The organism is Sphingomonas kaistensis, from assembly GCF_011927725.1.
GTDB classification, from domain to species: Bacteria; Pseudomonadota; Alphaproteobacteria; order Sphingomonadales; family Sphingomonadaceae; genus Sphingomicrobium; species Sphingomicrobium kaistense.
In genome coordinates this window covers 1,071,489-1,087,178 of sequence record NZ_JAATJC010000001.1, presented here as the reverse complement: position 1 = coordinate 1,087,178, position 15,690 = coordinate 1,071,489, and the positions used below count along the sequence as shown (strand labels likewise).

The window sequence follows — 15,690 nt, the reverse complement described above, 5'->3', positions numbered from 1 at the left end:
GGTGGTCGGTCCCGAACGCACCCGCCTGACGCAACGGGCGGCGCTTGCCAGCGTGTTCATGGCGCTGACGCTGATGGTGGCCAAGTCGTGGGCAGCCATTGAAACCGATTCGACCGCCATGCTCGGCAGCCTCGCCGATACGGTGCTCGACCTCGTCGCCAGCCTCTTCACGCTCGCCGGCGTGCGGATCGCCGCGCTTCCGGCCGACCACGACCATCGCTTCGGCCACGGCAAGGCGGAGGCGCTGGTCGCGCTCGGCCAGGTGGTGCTGATCGCGGCCAGCGCGCTGGGCATCGGCTGGCGGGCGATCGACCGGCTGCTCAACGGCGCGCCGACCGCCCATGCCGAGCTTGGAATCGGCGTGTCGATCGCCGCGATGGTCGGCACCCTGCTGCTGCTGAGCTACCAGAAAAGGGTTATCGCCAAGACCGGCTCGGTCGCGATCCAGACCGACAACATGCATTACAGGTCCGACCTGTTCCTCAACGCCGCGGTCATCGCCGCGCTGATCCTCGATCACATGCTGCGCATCCGCGGCGCCGATGCCGCCTTCGGGATCGCGATCGCGCTGTGGCTCCTGTGGGGCGCGTGGTCGGCGGCGGGCGAAAGCGTCAACCAGTTGATGGATGCCGAATGGCCGGTCGAGAAGCGCGAAGCCTTTCTCGCCGCCTGCGCCGACTATCCCGAGCTCAAGGGCATGCATGACGTCCGCACCCGCACCAGCGGGGTCCACGATTTCATCCAGTTCCACGTCTGGGTGCCCGAGGCCTGGACGATCCGGGAAGCGCACGATCGGCTCGACGCGGTCGAGGAGGATCTCCAGCGCCGCTTCCCCGGGACCGAGATCTTCCTCCACCTCGATCCCGAGGGGCATACCGATCGCGAAGGCATGTTGCCCCACGAGCTGACGGAGAGCCGATGACCGAGCCCCTGTCCCTGCCCTTCTTCCAGGTCGATGCCTTCACCAGCGGACGCCCGCTGACCGGCAATCCGGCGGCGGTGATGCCGCTCGATGGCTGGCTGCCCGACGAGATCCTCCAGGCCATCGCCGCCGAGAACAACCTCAGCGAAACTGCCTTCACCGTGCCGCTCGACGGCGCCGAGGCGGACTATCACCTGCGCTGGTTCACGCCCACGGTCGAGGTCGACCTGTGCGGCCACGCCACCCTCGCCAGCGGGCATGTCCTGCTGAAGGACGAGCGCGTGCGCTTCCAGACCCGTTCCGACGTGCTCAGCGTCACCCGCGACGACGGGCTTCTGTGGCTCGACCTCCCCGCCAGCCGCGTCCGCGAAGGCGAGGCGAGCGAGGCGCTGGAGGCGCTCGGGGTCGACGGCGAGGTGCGGATCGGCGCGGGCGGCAATGGCGCGATCCTTGTCCGCCTCGTTGACGAGGCCGCGGTTCGCGCGGTGCGTCCCGATTTCGCCCGCCTCGCCGCGATCGACGCGCTGGTGATGGTCACCGCCCCCGGCACCCGCAGCGACATCGCCAGCCGGGTGTTCGCCGCCTATCACGGCATCGACGAGGACCCGGTGACCGGCTCGGCCCATTGCGCCCTGGTCCCCTATTGGGCGGCCGAGCTTGGCCGGACCGACTTCACCGCGGCGCAGGTCGGTGCCAGGGGCGGCGAGCTTCGCTGCCGGCTGGCGGGCGACCGGGTCCAGCTTGGCGGACAGGCGCTGACCGTGATCGAAGGCACCTTCCGGCTTTGACCGACACCGCGCTGCCCCGCAAAGTTGGTGCCGGCGGCGCCGCGCTGCTGTCCTTCAACGGCGCGGTCGGCGCTGCGGTGTTCGCGCTTCCGGCGACCCTCAACGGCGATGTCGGCCCGTGGGCAGCACTGCTGTTCCCGGCGGCCGCATTGGTCATGCTGCTGATCGCCATTCCCTTCGCCCGGGCGATCGCCGCCATGCCGGGCGAGGGCGGGCCGGTGGTCTATGGCTCGGCGTTCGGACGCTTCGCCGGGTTCGAGCTTGGCTGGACCTACTATATCGCGCGGATGGCGGCGTTCGCGGCCAACGTCCACGTGCTGGTCGATTATCTCCTGCGCTGGACCGACATCGCCCCCCAGCCGTGGCTGCGCAGCGTCCTGATCCTGCTCGCCATCGCGCTGCTGGCGGCGATCAACATCGCCGGGACCGCGCGCGCGCTGCGGCTGCTTGGCGGCCTGACCCTGCTGAAAAGCCTGCCGCTGGTGGGCCTTGCCATGCTTGCACTGCTGACCGTCCCGCTTCCGGCCTTTGGCCCGCCGCCGCCGCTGTCGGCGACCGAGGCCAGCATCCTCCTCGTCTTCTACGCCTTTATCGGATTCGAGAATTCGGTCGCCGTGTCGGGCGAGGCGCGCGACGGCGGCCGCGCTATTGCCCGCGCCATGCTGGTCACGATCTTCCTCATCGCCCTGCTTTATTTCCTCGTCCAGCTCGGCTTTTCGGCGGTTTCGCCGCCGGTCGCGGAAGGCGAGAAGGCCCCCCTGCTGGCGCTCGGCACCGCGTTGCTCGGGCCCGCCGGTGCCCTGCTGATCCTGCTTGCCGCCGTCACCAGCCTGCTCGGCAACCTCCACGCCAACATGACCGCAAGCCCGCGGGTCAGCCACGCCCTGGCGGCGCGCGGCGACCTCCCGCGCTGGATCGGGACGGTTCACCCCCGGTTCGAGACTCCGTACGGCTCGATCCTGCTGATGGCCGCCATCGTCGCCGGCCTGGCCTTGAGCGGCGGCTTCGTGTGGCTTGCGGTGGTCAGCACGCTTGCGCGCATGGCGGTCTATGCCGTCACCATAGCCGCCTGGCTCAAGATCGCGCGCCGCGCGCCGGGGGAGATTGCGCTTGGGATGACCGGCATCCTGCTGTGCGCGGCGGTGTCGACCCAGGCGAGCGGCGCGGCCTGGGCGACCCTTGCCGCCCTCCTGCTAGCCGGCCTGCTGCTGTTCCTGCTCGCCCGGCGCGCCCGCTAGCAGTTTCTCCAGCGCATCGAGCACTGGCATCTGGCTGGCGAGGATCCTGGTCCTCGCCTCGGCCATTCCCATCCACTTCACCCGGTCGAGCTCGGGATAGCTGCGCATCCGCCCCGATCGCGGCGGCCATTCCAGCTCGAACGGGGCGCTCTGCAGCGCGGCCGGATCGAATTCGCCGTCCAGCGCGAACACCTCAACCAGCTTGCCGCCGTTCTGGCGCACCGTCAGCAGCGGCTCGGGGATGCCCGGAGGGACCGGCCCGACCTCTTCCGCAAATTCGCGCAGCGCGGCGTCGAGCGCGCTTTCTCCCGGTTCGATCGCGCCCTTGGGCACCATCCATGCGCCCGCATCCTTGCGCGCCCAATACGGGCCCCCGGGATGGCCGAGCAGGACCTGGATGTCGGCGCCGCGCCGGCGATAGAGAAGGACGCCAGCGCTGCGCTGCTGCGGCATGTCAGGCCGCGGTCGCGACTGCGTCGATGGCGGACCGGGTGTGCTCGATCCAGCCACCGCCGAGCAGTCGATCACCTTCATAGGCCACCGCCGCCTGTCCCGGGGCGACGCCATATTCCGGCTGGTGGAAGCGGATCACGCCGCCCTCCAGCCGCGCCGGCACCGGACGGCTGAGCGAGCGCACCTTGACCTCGACCTCGGTCTGCTCCTCGCCGAGCCAGTTCCAGGCGCCGACCGTCGCTTCGCTGACCGCAAGCGCCTGCTTGGGGCCAACCACCAGCCGCCGCTCGTCGGGCTCGATCCGCACCACGTAGAGCGGCTCGGGCGATCCGCCGATCTCCAGCCCGCGGCGCTGGCCGACGGTGAAATGCACAATGCCCCTGTGGCTGCCGACCACCTTGCCGCCCAGGTCGACGATCTCGCCCGGCGCCTCGGTTTCCGGCCGCATCCGCTTCACCAGCCCGGCATAATCGCCGTCGGGCACGAAACAGATGTCCTGGCTGTCGGGCTTGGCGGCGACGATCAGGCCGCCCTCGGCCGCCTGTCGCCGCACCTCGGCCTTGGGCAGTTCGCCGATCGGGAAGCGCAGCAGGTCCAGCTGTTCCGGCGTGGTGCCGTAGAGGAAATAGCTCTGGTCGCGCGCCGGATCGCGGCCCTTGTGCAGCTCCGCCTTGCCGTTCCTGACCACCCGCCGGACGTAATGGCCGGTGACCAGCGCATCGGCTTGCAGCTCACGCGCGAAGGCGTGGAGGTCGGTGAACTTCACCCCCTGGTTGCACAGCGAGCAAGGCACCGGCGTCCGGCCGCGCGCATAATCGTCGGCGAACCGTTCGATCACGCCCTCGCGGAAGCGGCTTTCGTAATCGAGGACGTAATGGGCGATGCCGAGCTTCTCGCACACCTGCGCCGCGTCATAGATGTCCTGGCCCGCGCAGCAGGCGCCCGAGCGCTTGGCCGCCTCGCCATGGTCGTAGAGCTGGAGCGTCACGCCGATCACTTCCGCGCCCGAACGGGCGGCGATCATTGCGGCGACCGACGAATCCACCCCGCCCGACATGGCGACGACGATCCGTGCGGCTGCCGCCGGCTTGTCGATCTGGAGCTCGGGAAATGTCACGAAGACGTCTTTACCCGGCATTCACCCTCTTTCGCTAGTGCTGGTGAAAGGACGGGGAAGAGGCGAGGAATTTGGCCGAGAGCGCAAAATTTTTGACCGTGGCGGGGACCCTGAACGGGGACGAGCTCGGCGCCGTGCTGGCCAGTATCGGGCCGAACGGGGGCGATGGCGATCGCCTTGCGGCCGTGGTCGCACTGCTCGCCAACCGGGGCAGCGACGCGGGCAAGATGGTCCGCGGCGCCTTCGCCGGGGCCGGCCCGGTGGACGCCAGGGCAAAGGTGAGGAGCGCGTTTACCAGCGCGCTTCACGGTTGCTTGAGAGAACCCCCGGTAAACGCTGGCTCACCGGCAACCACCAGTTCCGTCTGAGGAAGCAATGCTAGAAAATCAGAAGTTCCGCCCCCACCAGGTGATCGGCCCGCTCGGCGAGCCGCTGACGCTTGAGTCGCTGCCCAAGCCGGGAACGACGCGCTGGGTGGTCCGCCGCAAGGCCGAGGTGGTGGCCGCCGTTGCCGGCGGGCTGCTGACCGTGGACGAGGTGTGCGCCCGCTACGGCCTCAGCCTGGAAGAATTCGCCGGCTGGCAGCGGGCGGTCGATCGCAGCGGCATGCCGGGCCTCAGGGTCACCCGGATCCAGCATTATCGCCAGGTCTACGAGCGCCAGCAGCGCTACTGATCGAGGCTCGTTCCGGAACCGATACAGCACAGCACCGTTCCCCTAACCGGAACAAGACGCGTCTGCAGGCGTCTTGAAGCCGCATGAAGCGCCCGGCGAACAAATGTTCGGGCGAAACAGGAGGGAACGCAAATGGAATGGATTCTCATCATCGTCGTCGGCGGCGTGCTTGGCTGGCTTGCCAGCATCGTAATGCGCACCGACGCCCAGCAGGGTATCTTCCTTAACATCATCGTCGGCATCCTCGGCGCGCTGCTCGGCCGGTTCCTGCTGACCCCGCTGCTTGGCGGTGGTTCGATCACCGACGGCCCGCTGAGCCTCGGCAACATCCTGGTCTCGCTGCTGGGTGCCATCATCCTGCTCGCGATCGTCAACCTCGTTCGTCGTGGCCGGGTGCGCTAATCTCCAGCCTAGCGAATGACTGACACATTGGGGTCGCCTGCTCTTGGAGCGGGCGGCCCCTTTGCTTATGGAGCGGTTCATGCCCCTGTCCTGGATCGCCCTTATTCACATCGGAGCCGTGCTCGGCTGGCTCGCCAGCGTGATCCTGCACAGCCGGTCGGCCCGCGACGTGCTGGGCCTGGTGGCGCTGGGGGCGGTGGGCGCGGTGCTCGGCGCGCTGGTGATCACGCCGGTCCTTGCCGGCAAGCTGGAGCCGACCGGCTTTTCGCTCCCGGCCGTGCTGCTTTCGCTGCTCGGCGCGTTCGTGGCGCTTGGCCTGGTGATGATTGCCCGGCGACTGGGAAGCCGCCGGGCTGGCTGAGGCTGCCTAGCGCCGCTTCAGCGTGAGGCGGTAGATGAACAGGATCAGGATCGCGCCGACGATGGCGGCGAGGAAGCCTGCGCCGTCGGTCGGCTGATCGTACCAGCCCAGCGCGCGGCCGAGGAAACCGGCCACCAGCGCCCCGCCGATCCCCAGCAGGATGGTGACGATGCAGCCACCGGGATCCTTGCCGGGCATCACCAGCTTGGCGATCCCGCCGGCCACGAGCCCGATCACGATCCACGAAAGCCAACCATATTCCGGGTCCAGCATCGACTATTCCTTCCTGTTGCGACACTCCCAGCTACCAACCATTCCCGGACTTGGGCAAACATCTTTCGACTGGTCCAGTGGCGCCGTTAGTCGAATGCCACTTGCCGTTGGTCGGCTACTCGCCTTGTCTTGCGAGAAGTGACTTATGCGTCTAATACAGCTGCGACGTGATGATCGCATCGGATGAGAAGGTGACAGGAATGAATCGCGAGACCCGGCTTGCGCGGGACGAAACGGTTGTCGTGGTGGATGACACCCGGCGGCGGCGCAACCTCATCATTGCCGTGCTGATCGGCGTGCTGGTTCTGGCGCTCGCTTATTACCTGTTCAACCGCGGGGATTCGGCCGACACCAAGACCGGCGCCGCCGCAACCGCGGGCGCCGGCAATGGCGGCCGCGGCGGGCAGGTCCCGACCGTGACAGTGGTCGTTCCGGGCCGCAGCCAGGTCGCGCAGATCGTCACCGCCAGCGGCGCCCTTGCCGCTCGCCGCGACCAGCCGGTCGGCGCTGCGGGCCAGGGTGGCCGGGTGACCGCGGTGCTGGTCGATGCCGGGACCTGGGTGCAGGCCGGGCAGACGCTCGCGACGGTGGATCGCTCGGTCCAGGTGCAGACCACGGCGCAGCTTTCCGCAGCCGTCGAATCCGCCCGTGCCAGCGCCGCTCTGGCGCAGAACGAATATGATCGCTCCGCCGCCCTTGTCGGCCGCGGCTTCGTGTCCAAGGCCGATCTCGACCGCAAGCGGGCCGCCCGCGACCAGGCCAATGCCCAGGTCCGGGTCGCCCAGGCCCAGCTCGGTGCGACCCGCGCCGGAATCGGCCTGCTCGATATTCGCGCCCCGAGCGCCGGCCTGATCCTCCAGCGCAACCTCGAGGTCGGCCAGGTCATCGGCCCGGGCAGCCAGGGCTTGTTCCGCCTTGCCCGCGGCGGCGAGATGGAAATGCGCGCGCAGCTCAGCCAGCAGGACCTCGCCGCGATGCGCGTCGGCATGCCGGCCAGCGTGACCCCGATCGGGAGCACCTCCAACGTCGTCGGTTCGGTGTGGCAGGTGTCGCCGGTGATCGATCCCCAGTCGCGCCAGGGTGAAGTACGGATCGCCATTCCCTATTCGGCCGGGATCCGTCCGGGCGGCTTTGCCGAAGCACGCATCTCGGCCGGGTCGACCACCGCTCCGCTGCTGCCGCAAAGCGCGGTGCTGTCCGACAATGACGGCAATTACGTCTATGTCGTGAACGCCAAGAACGAGGCCGAGCGGCGCAGCGTCAAGGTCGGCGTGGTCGACGAAAGCGGAGCCACCATCACCGCCGGCCTGTCGGGCCAGGAAATGGTGGTGCTGTCCGCCGGTCCGTTCCTGAATCCGGGTCAGAAGGTCAATCCGAAGCGCCAGGCAGCAGCCAAGTAGGCGCAGCGAAGGATATCGTGACGTCATGAGTTTCCGCAACATCTCGGCCTGGTGCATCCAGAACCCGGTGCCGCCGATCGTGCTCTTCATCGCGCTGCTGCTGACCGGAATCTATTCCTTCCGGACGATGGAGATCACGAACAATCCGGACATCGATTTTCCGGCCGCGAACGTGAACGTCAGCCAGCCCGGCGCCGCGCCGTCGGAAATGGTCAACCAGGTCACCCAGAAGGTCGAGGCGGCGGTTCGCGGCGTCGAGGGCGTGGACGAAATCAATTCCACCGTCCGCGAAGGCAACAGCAACACCTTCATCCAGTTCAAGATCGGCACTCCCACCGACCGCGCGGTCAATGACGTCAAGGCGGCGATCGACCAGGTCCGCGGCGACCTTCCCGACGGCATCCTCGAGCCGCAGGTCACCCGCCAGGACATCAGCGGCGACGGCTTCGTGTTTATCGCGGTGGAAGCCACCGACATGAGCCTCGAGGACCTCAGCTGGTTCGTCGACGGCCTCGTGTCGCGCCGCCTCCTGTCGCAGGACGGCGTCGCGCAGGTCAGCCGCGAAGGCGGCCTCGACCGCCAGATCCGAGTCATCCTCGACCCCGCCGCGCTCCAGGCGCAGGGCATCACCGCAGCGCAGGTCAACCAGCAGCTGCGCTCCATCAACATCGACGCGCCGGGCGGCCGCGCCGAGATCGCTGGTTCCGAACAGACCGTCCGCGTGCTCGGCAACGCCAAGAGCGCCGCTGCCCTTGCCGACACCCAGATCGCCCTTCCCGGCGGCCGCTTCGTCCGGCTCGGCCAGATTGCCCAAGTCCGCGATGCCTCGGCCGAGGCCCGTTCCTTCACCTCGCTCGAGGGGAGGCCTGTGGTCAGCTTCAACGTCGCCCGGGCCAAGGGCGCGTCGGACGTCACCGCCTACGAGAATACCTGGAAGGAATTGCGCAAGATCGAGTCGGAGGACCCCCGGGTCCGCTTCGTCGAGATCAACAACAGCGTCGATTACACCAAGGGCCAATATTCCAGCTCGATCCACGCGCTGGTCGAAGGCGCGGTGCTGGCGGTGCTGGTGGTGTTCCTGTTCCTCCGCGACATCCGCGCGACGGTCATCTCGGCGGTCGCCATCCCGCTCTCGGCGATCCCCGCCTTCTGGTTCATGGACCTGATGTCCATCAACCTGAACTTCCTGTCGCTGCTCGCGCTCGCGCTCGTCGCCGGCGTGCTGGTCGACGATGCGATCGTGGAGATCGAGAACATCGTCCGCCACATGCGGATGGGCAAGAGCGCCTACCAGGCCTCGATCGACGCCGCCGACGAGATCGGGCTGGCGGTGCTCGCCACCACCATGTCGATCGTCGCGGTGTTCCTGCCGGTCGCGCTGATGCCCGGCATCTCCGGCCAGTTCTTCCGCAACTTCGGCTACACCGTCGTGCTTGCGGTGTTCATGAGTCTCCTCGTGGCGCGCATGATCACGCCGCTGATGGCCGCCTATTTCCTGCGCAGCGGCGGGGTCCAGGAACATGCCTCGGGCAAGTGGATGGACCGCTATCTGTCGACCCTGAAATGGACCATCGACAGCTCCAAGGCGAAGCTTGCCAAGCAGCAAGCCTACGGCATGCTCGGCCGCCGCGTGGCGCGGTTCCGTGACCACCGGGTGTGGATGATCGGGGTCGGCTTCCTGATCATGGGCGCCACCGTGTTCGGCGTTTCGCAGCTGCAGATGACCTTCCAGCCGCAGCTCGACCTGCCCAACAGCACCATCCGCATCGGCCTGGCGCCGGGCACCACGCTCGCCCAGACCCGCCAGGTCACCCAGCGGGTCACCGACATCGTCCGGCGCAATCCCAACGTCGAGAACGTCTTCCAGCGCAGCTTCACCTCGTCGGCCTTCATCAACGTGGTCTACAAGAAGGACCGCGAGACCAAGAGCTGGGAGATCGAGCGCGAGATCACGCCGCAGCTGGCGTCGATCGCCGACGCCCAGGTCAACTTCCTCAGCCAGGGCGGCGGCGGACCGGGCGGCGGCGGACGGCCGATCACCCTGTTCCTGGGCGGCGAAGACCCGGTCCAGCTGAACGAGGTCGCGAACAAGCTGTCGGACGAGATGTCGACCGTCGGAATCCTGGTCGCGCCGCGCGTCCAGGGTGACGTGGTGCGTCCGGAAATCCGGATCACGCCGCGCTTCGACCTTGCCGCCGATCTTGGCGTCAGCACCGCCGCGCTGGCCCAGACCATCCGCATCGCGACCATCGGCGACATCGATCAGAACAGCGCCCGCTTCTCGCTGTCCGATCGCCAGGTCCCGATCATCGTCAGCCTCGACCAGTCCGAGCGCCGCAACATCGCGACGCTCGAGAACCTGCCGGTCCCGACCGCCTCGGGCGGTTCGGTGCCGCTCAAGTCGGTCGCCGAGATCAGCTTCGGGTCGGGTCCGGTGGTCGTCAACCGCACCAACCAGATGTACCGCATCGCGGTCGGCGCCGACCTGACTCCGGGCACCGTCTCCAGCGAGGCGTGGAAGCAGATCGACCAGCTTCCGACCATGAAGAGCCTGCCTTCGGGCGTGACTCGTCTTCAGCTTGGCGACCAGAAGTGGCAGGCCGAGCTGATCATGAACTTCGTCCTGGCGGTGGTCGCCGGAATCGCGCTGGTGTTTGCGGTGCTGGTGCTGCTCTACCGCCGCTTCCTGGCGCCGCTGGTCAACCTCGGCTCGCTGCTGCTGGCCCCGCTGGGCGCGGTGATCGCGCTGCACGTGGCCGGCCAGCCGCTCAGCCTGCCGGTGTTCATCGGGCTTCTCATGCTGCTCGGCATCGTCGCCAAGAACTCGATCCTGCTGGTCGATTTCGCGGTGGAGATGATGGACCACGGCATGACCAAGGATGAGGCGATCATCGAGGCCGGGCACAAGCGCGCCCAGCCGATCGTGATGACCACGGTGGCGATGGTCGCGGGCATGATCCCGATTGCGCTCAGCCTGACCGGCGACGGCAGCTGGCGCGCGCCGATGGGCGTGACCGTGATCGGCGGCCTGATCATGTCGACCTTCCTCACCCTGCTGCTGGTCCCGGCCTATTTCAGCATCGCGATCGACATGGAGCAGTGGATCGGGCGCAAGCTCGGCCGCCACCTGCGCGCCACCGCGCACGAAATGCCGGGCGAGGTCGCCAATCCGCAGTCGCAGCGCCCGCCGGGATCGGCGCAGCCGCAGCCGGCGGAGTGAGACATCATTGCGGGCAAAAGGGGAGCAATCCATAGACACGGCGTCATGGATTGCTCCTCTTCGCCGCGACTGACGTTATTGGGCGCATGGTAGCCCTTTCCCGCTTCAACCCGGTCCAGCCCGGCGCCCAGGGGATGAAGGTGGTCGCGACCGGCCTGCTGGTCGTCATGGCCGCGATCTTTGTGGTCACCCGCGCGCTCGAACCGCGTTACCCCTGGCTCGGCCTGGTCAAGGCCTTCGCCGAAGCCGCGATGGTCGGCGGGCTGGCCGACTGGTTCGCGGTCACCGCCCTGTTCCGCCACCCGCTCGGCCTGCCGATCCCGCACACCGCGATCATTCCGCGCAACAAGGACCGGATCGGGCTCACACTGGCCAATTTCATCCGCGACAATTTCCTGGTCGCGCGGGTGGTGGCGCGGCGGATGCGCGGGATCGACGTCGCCGCAGCGGCCGGCCGCTTCCTGCGCGCGCCGTCGGGCGAAGGCACCCGTATCCGCCGCGGCGCCTCGCGCCTGATCGCCGACCTGTTCGAATCCCTCGATGACGAACGGCTCGGCGGCATCGTCAAGGGCGCCATCTCCCAGCGCCTCGCCAAGACCGAAGTCTCCCCCCTGCTCGGTGCCGCGCTCGCCTCGGCGATCGAGGACAATCGCCATGTCCCCATGCTCGAGGCCGCGATCCGCGCACTGTCGCGCGCGCTCGACGCCAACGAATCGCTGATCCGCGACATGGTCAAGCGTCGCGCAAGCTGGGTGCTGCGCCTCGCCGCACTGGACGAGAAGCTGGCCGATGCGATCGTCGACGGCCTGCGCAAGCTGACGGTGGAGGTCAGCGCCGATCCCGACCACCCGATGCGCGGCAAGATGGTGGAAGCGCTCTCCAGTCTCGCGCACGACCTCCAGCACAAGCCCGAGACCCGCGCCCGGGTCGAGCAATGGAAGGAAGAGCTGCTCGCCAACCGCTCGGTCGCGCAATGGCTCGACCGCTTGTGGCAGAAGGGCCGCGCCTCGATCATCGCCGCCGCGCGCAACCCCGACGCCGCGCTCGCCGGACGGATGGGCGAGGTGCTGCGCTCGGCCGGCTCGACCCTCGAAGGCGACCCCCGGATCCGCCGCGCGGTCAACCAGTTCGTCCGCCGTGCCGCCGCCGGGATGGCCGCCAGCTATGGCGGGTCGATCGTCAGCCTGGTCAGCGACACGATCCGCGGATGGGACGCGCGAACGGTCACCGAACGGCTGGAATCCGCGGTCGGCCGCGACCTCCAATACATCCGTATCAACGGCACTTTGGTGGGCGGTTTCGTTGGGCTCGTGCTCCACTTCCTCGACACGCTCTAGGCCGAGGCGCTAGGGGGCACGGCCATGAGCACCGAGCACCGCACCTTTACCGTCGCTGCGGACGACGACGGAATCCGGCTCGACCGCTGGTTCAAGCGCCACATGGGCGATGAGGTCAGCTTCAACCTCGTCTCGCGCTGGGCCCGCACCGGGCAGCTTCGCGTCAACGGCGAAAAGGCCACCCCGGGCGACCGGATCGAGGCCGGGCAGACCATCCGGATCCCGCCGCGCGACGCCCAGCCGGCGCGCAGCGACCGCCCGAGCCGCGTGCTTGAGCCGCTGACCGACGACGAACGCAGCTTCGTCCAGGAAATGGTGATCGACACCACGCCCGACGCCTTCGTCCTGAACAAGCCGCCGGGCCTCGCGACGCAGGGCGGCACCAAGACCGACCAGCATCTCGACCGCCTGCTCGACGGGCTGGCCGACGAGGAGGGCAACCGGCCCAAGCTGGTCCACCGCCTCGACAAGGACACCAGCGGGGTGCTGCTGGTCGCCCGCTCGGCCCGCAGCGCGGCCTTCTTCTCCAAAAGCTTCGCGGGGCGCACCGCGCGCAAGGTCTATTGGGCGGTGGTGGTTGGCGACCTCAGCCAGGACGAGGGGCTGATCGACGCCCCGCTCGCCAAGCAGCCCGGCACCGGGGGCGAGAAGATGCACGTCGCCGAGGACGGTCAGGCTGCGCGCACCCGTTTCCGGGTGATCGACCGCGCCGGCACCCGCGCCGCTTTTGTCGAGCTGCAGCCGCAGACCGGCCGCACCCATCAGCTTCGCGCGCACATGGCCCATCTCGGCCATCCGATCGTCGGCGATGCCAAATATGGCGGGGCCGATGCGTTCCTGACCGGCGGGGTGAGCCGCAAGCTCCACCTCCATGCCCGCCGGCTCAAGATCGACGCGCCGGGCGGCAAGGAGATCGATACCGCCGCCGAGCTTCCGGCCCATTTTGCCGAAACGCTGGCGACCCTCGGCTTCGAGGCGCGCGACGGCGAAAACATGCCGCTCGACCGGCCCGACCCGGCCAAGAGCGCGGAAGTGCAGTTCCGCCGCAAGGCCGCCGCCGCCAAGACCGCCCGCAAGGAGCGCAAGGGCGAGCGGCGCGGTCGCGGCGCGGCCTCCGCCCCGGCCAAGCCGACGCGTTCCAAGGGCCCACCCGCCAAGGGTCCGCCCGCCAAGGGACCGCCGAGGGGCCGCAAGTGATCCGCTGCGCGATCTTCGACTGCGACGGCACACTGGTCGACAGCGGCGGGACCATCCACCGCGCGCTCGGCCTCGCCTTCGCCGAACACGGGCTCGATCTTCCGCCCCGCCAGCAGGCGCAGCGGGTCATCGGCCTGTCGCTGGTCGAGGCGATGGCTGAACTGGCCCCGTCCCACGATGCCGACCTCCACAGCCGCATGGCGCAGACCTACAAGGATGCGTTCGTCACCCTTCGCGGGCAGGCCCAGGTCGAGGAGCCGCTGTACGACGGCATCCTCCCACTACTCGACGCGCTTGAGGAACGCGGCTGGCTGCTCTCGGTGGCGACCGGCAAGTCGGACCGTGGCCTGCGTCACTGCCTGACGAGCCACGGCCTCCACGCCCGCTTCCTCTCGCTCCAGACCGCAGACCGCCACCCGTCCAAGCCGCACCCGTCGATGACCCTGCAGGCACTCGCCGACTGCGGTGCCGAGCCGCATCGGTCGGTGGTGATCGGCGACACCGGCTGGGACATGGGCATGGCCAAGGCCGCCGGCTGCCATGCCATCGGCGCGCTGTGGGGCTATCACGACGCCGCCGAGCTTCGCGCCGCCGGAGCCGACACGCTCGCCGCCCACCCGGCCGAGGTGCTCGACCAGGCCGAGGCGCTGGTGAAGGTCGCCGCATGACGCCCGACGACGACTTATGGCGCCAGCGCTTCGGCATCTTCGCCTTGCTCCGCATCTCGGGATTGCTGCTGTTCCTGCTCGGCATGGCAATCCTCTTCAGCGACCTCGTCCGTCCCGGCGGCGCGCTCGGGCTTGGCATGATATTGAACGGCTGCGGGCTGGTCATGGCCTTGCTCGGCCCCGTCCTGCTCCGTCAGCACTGGGCAAAGACCGACCGCCGATGAAGCGCTTCTGGAAGGACGCCGCGGCAGTCGCGGACGAAGGCGGCGCGTGGCGGATCGAGCTGGACGGGCGCCCGGTCCGCACCCCAGCCCGCGCCCTGCTGCTGCTGCCGAACGAGTCCCTTGCCGGCCTCGTCGCCGACGAATGGCGCGCGGCGGGCGAGACCGTCGACCCGCGCGCGATGCCGCTGACGGGGCTTGCGAATGCCGCGATCGACCATGTCGCGCCGCGCCCCGACAGCTTCGCCGAAGGCCTCGCCCGCTACGCGAACAGCGATCTTCTCTGTTACCGCGCCGATTCTCCGGATAAATTGATCGCCGCGCAGGCCGCTGCCTGGGATCCGCTGCTGCGCTGGGCCCGCCGCCGCTACGACGTCGATTTCGAAGTGATCCACGGCGTCGCGCCGGTGGACCAGCCGCAGGCGACCCGCGACCGGCTGACCCAGGCGGTGCACGCGCTGGATCCGTTCGCGCTCGCCGCCTTGTCGCCGCTGGTCACCGTCGGCGGATCGCTGGTCGCCGCACTCGCGCTTTACGAGGGCGCGGTCGGAGTCGACGAGGCGTGGCACGCGGTCAGCCTCGACGAGCGCTGGCAGCTCGACCAATGGGGTTCCGACGAGGAAGCGGAAAAGGCGATGGCCGCCCGCGAGGCCGATTTCCGCGCCGGCGCCCGCCTGCTGGCGCTGCTGCCCGCCGCCTAGTTCGGCTTTTCGACCAGGTGCCGGACGAAGTTGAGGAGATAGGGCTGGCGCTCGCGCCGCAGCCGCTCGGCCTCGACGATCGCCTTCACCTTGGCGGCGCACCGCTCGACGTCCTCGTTGATGAGGACATAGTCATACTCCGCCCAATGCCCGATCTCGGCCGCCGCCCGGCGCATCCGGAAGTCGATCACCTCCGGCTCGTCGGTTCCGCGATCAGTCAACCGCCGCTCCAGTTCGGTCATCGAAGGCGGCAGGATGAAGATCTTCACCAGGTCGGTGCGAAAGGCATATTCGAGCTGCTGAGTGCCCTGCCAGTCGATGTCGAACAAGGTGTCGCGACCGGCTTTCAGCGCTTCCTTGATCGGCTCCTTCGGGCTGCCGTAGCGATGCCCGAAGACATAGGCCCATTCGGCCAGCTCGTCGGCCTCGATCAGATGCTCGAACTCGGCCTCGTCGACGAAATGATAGTCGACGTCTGCCACCTCGCCCTCGCGCATCGGCCGGGTGGTCGCGCTGATCGACATGGTGATGGTGGGATCTTCCTCCATCAGCATCCGGCTGATGGTCGACTTGCCCGCCCCCGAAGGTGAGGAAAGCACGATCAGCAGGCCGCGGCGAGTGCGAAGCGAAGAATCCATGCGCGCTCTTGCAATCGGCGAGGCATCAGCGTCAATGCTGCAAGTGCGAACAAAACACTTGATATCTTGTGCAGCGCAC

Annotated in this window: 18 protein-coding genes; 14 read left to right on the top strand and 4 right to left on the bottom strand. The window is 68.5% G+C overall.

Translation table 11 applies throughout. The features are described from left to right. Window position 1: 1 nt before the first annotated feature. The 3 genes from GGQ97_RS05385 to GGQ97_RS05375 are packed head-to-tail and all read left to right on the top strand — an operon-like array spanning window position 2 to window position 2,948. Window positions 2–922, top strand: coding sequence for a cation diffusion facilitator family transporter (locus tag GGQ97_RS05385; RefSeq protein ID WP_425338728.1), 921 nt, complete (start codon window positions 2–4; stop codon window positions 920–922). Beyond that, window positions 919–1,710 carry a PhzF family phenazine biosynthesis protein gene (locus GGQ97_RS05380; RefSeq protein WP_168067985.1) on the top strand — a complete coding sequence of 264 codons (792 nt, stop codon included), beginning with the start codon at window positions 919–921 and terminating at the stop codon, window positions 1,708–1,710. Before GGQ97_RS05385 ends, GGQ97_RS05380 begins: the two co-directional genes overlap by 4 nt. After that, window positions 1,707–2,948 (top strand): APC family permease, encoded by a 1,242-nt coding sequence (locus GGQ97_RS05375; RefSeq protein WP_168067984.1) that lies wholly within the window; start codon window positions 1,707–1,709, stop codon window positions 2,946–2,948. Before GGQ97_RS05380 ends, GGQ97_RS05375 begins: the two co-directional genes overlap by 4 nt. On the opposite strand, the gene GGQ97_RS05370 is transcribed toward GGQ97_RS05375, so the two are convergent. Both GGQ97_RS05370 and mnmA read right to left on the bottom strand, forming a co-directional pair. After that, complete coding sequence (locus tag GGQ97_RS05370; protein WP_168067983.1) at window positions 2,904–3,401, bottom strand: NUDIX hydrolase; 498 nt, start codon at window positions 3,399–3,401, stop codon at window positions 2,904–2,906. The genes GGQ97_RS05375 and GGQ97_RS05370 overlap by 45 nt on opposite strands. Window position 3,402: 1 nt before the next feature. Beyond that, window positions 3,403–4,539, bottom strand: a complete 1,137-nt coding sequence (gene mnmA / locus GGQ97_RS05365) for a tRNA 2-thiouridine(34) synthase MnmA (RefSeq protein WP_168067982.1) — start codon at window positions 4,537–4,539, stop codon at window positions 3,403–3,405. A gap of 50 nt (window positions 4,540–4,589) precedes the next feature. Between mnmA and GGQ97_RS05360 the strand changes: the two genes are divergently transcribed. The 4 genes from GGQ97_RS05360 (at window position 4,590) to GGQ97_RS05345 (ending at window position 5,956) form a co-directional block, all read left to right on the top strand. Next, on the top strand, window positions 4,590–4,886 hold the full coding sequence (locus tag GGQ97_RS05360) for a hypothetical protein (RefSeq protein WP_168067981.1): 297 nt from the start codon (window positions 4,590–4,592) through the stop codon (window positions 4,884–4,886). A gap of 7 nt (window positions 4,887–4,893) precedes the next feature. After that, window positions 4,894–5,193, top strand: coding sequence for a CtrA inhibitor SciP (gene sciP, locus GGQ97_RS05355; protein ID WP_168067980.1), 300 nt, complete (start codon window positions 4,894–4,896; stop codon window positions 5,191–5,193). Window positions 5,194–5,325: 132 nt separating this feature from the next. Further along, a complete protein-coding gene (locus tag GGQ97_RS05350; RefSeq protein ID WP_168067979.1) occupies window positions 5,326–5,595 on the top strand; it encodes a GlsB/YeaQ/YmgE family stress response membrane protein in 270 nt (89 codons plus the stop codon). Between the two features lie 79 nt (window positions 5,596–5,674). Beyond that, window positions 5,675–5,956, top strand: a complete 282-nt coding sequence (locus GGQ97_RS05345) for a GlsB/YeaQ/YmgE family stress response membrane protein (protein ID WP_168067978.1) — start codon at window positions 5,675–5,677, stop codon at window positions 5,954–5,956. 6 nt (window positions 5,957–5,962) lie between these two features. Here the strand turns inward: GGQ97_RS05345 and GGQ97_RS05340 are convergent, their stop codons facing one another. Further along, the gene (locus GGQ97_RS05340; RefSeq protein WP_168067977.1) at window positions 5,963–6,229 is read right to left on the bottom strand and encodes a GlsB/YeaQ/YmgE family stress response membrane protein; all 267 of its coding nucleotides are present in this window, start codon (window positions 6,227–6,229) and stop codon (window positions 5,963–5,965) included. Window positions 6,230–6,429: 200 nt separating this feature from the next. Between GGQ97_RS05340 and GGQ97_RS05335 the strand changes: the two genes are divergently transcribed. The 7 genes from GGQ97_RS05335 (at window position 6,430) to GGQ97_RS05305 (ending at window position 14,973) form a co-directional block, all read left to right on the top strand. Continuing rightward, entirely contained in the window at window positions 6,430–7,629 is a 1,200-nt protein-coding gene (locus GGQ97_RS05335; RefSeq protein WP_168067976.1) for an efflux RND transporter periplasmic adaptor subunit, read from the top strand. Between the two features lie 25 nt (window positions 7,630–7,654). Next, complete coding sequence (locus tag GGQ97_RS05330; protein WP_168067975.1) at window positions 7,655–10,849, top strand: efflux RND transporter permease subunit; 3,195 nt, start codon at window positions 7,655–7,657, stop codon at window positions 10,847–10,849. Between the two features lie 86 nt (window positions 10,850–10,935). Further along, window positions 10,936–12,186: a DUF445 domain-containing protein gene (locus tag GGQ97_RS05325; protein ID WP_245197894.1), complete on the top strand. Its 1,251-nt coding sequence runs from the start codon at window positions 10,936–10,938 to the stop codon at window positions 12,184–12,186. Between the two features lie 24 nt (window positions 12,187–12,210). After that, window positions 12,211–13,383 (top strand): RluA family pseudouridine synthase, encoded by a 1,173-nt coding sequence (locus GGQ97_RS14310; RefSeq protein WP_168067974.1) that lies wholly within the window; start codon window positions 12,211–12,213, stop codon window positions 13,381–13,383. Further along, on the top strand, window positions 13,380–14,051 hold the full coding sequence (locus GGQ97_RS14305; RefSeq protein WP_168067973.1) for an HAD-IA family hydrolase: 672 nt from the start codon (window positions 13,380–13,382) through the stop codon (window positions 14,049–14,051). Before GGQ97_RS14310 ends, GGQ97_RS14305 begins: the two co-directional genes overlap by 4 nt. After that, entirely contained in the window at window positions 14,048–14,275 is a 228-nt protein-coding gene (locus GGQ97_RS05310; RefSeq protein WP_168067972.1) for a hypothetical protein, read from the top strand. Before GGQ97_RS14305 ends, GGQ97_RS05310 begins: the two co-directional genes overlap by 4 nt. After that, window positions 14,272–14,973: an ATP12 family chaperone protein gene (locus tag GGQ97_RS05305; RefSeq protein WP_168067971.1), complete on the top strand. Its 702-nt coding sequence runs from the start codon at window positions 14,272–14,274 to the stop codon at window positions 14,971–14,973. The genes GGQ97_RS05310 and GGQ97_RS05305 overlap by 4 nt, the downstream gene beginning before the upstream one ends. Here the strand turns inward: GGQ97_RS05305 and gmk are convergent. Next, window positions 14,970–15,611 carry a guanylate kinase gene (gene gmk, locus GGQ97_RS05300; protein WP_168067970.1) on the bottom strand — a complete coding sequence of 214 codons (642 nt, stop codon included), beginning with the start codon at window positions 15,609–15,611 and terminating at the stop codon, window positions 14,970–14,972. The two genes, GGQ97_RS05305 and gmk, sit on opposite strands and share 4 nt — an antisense overlap. Window positions 15,612–15,690: the final 79 nt, after the last annotated feature.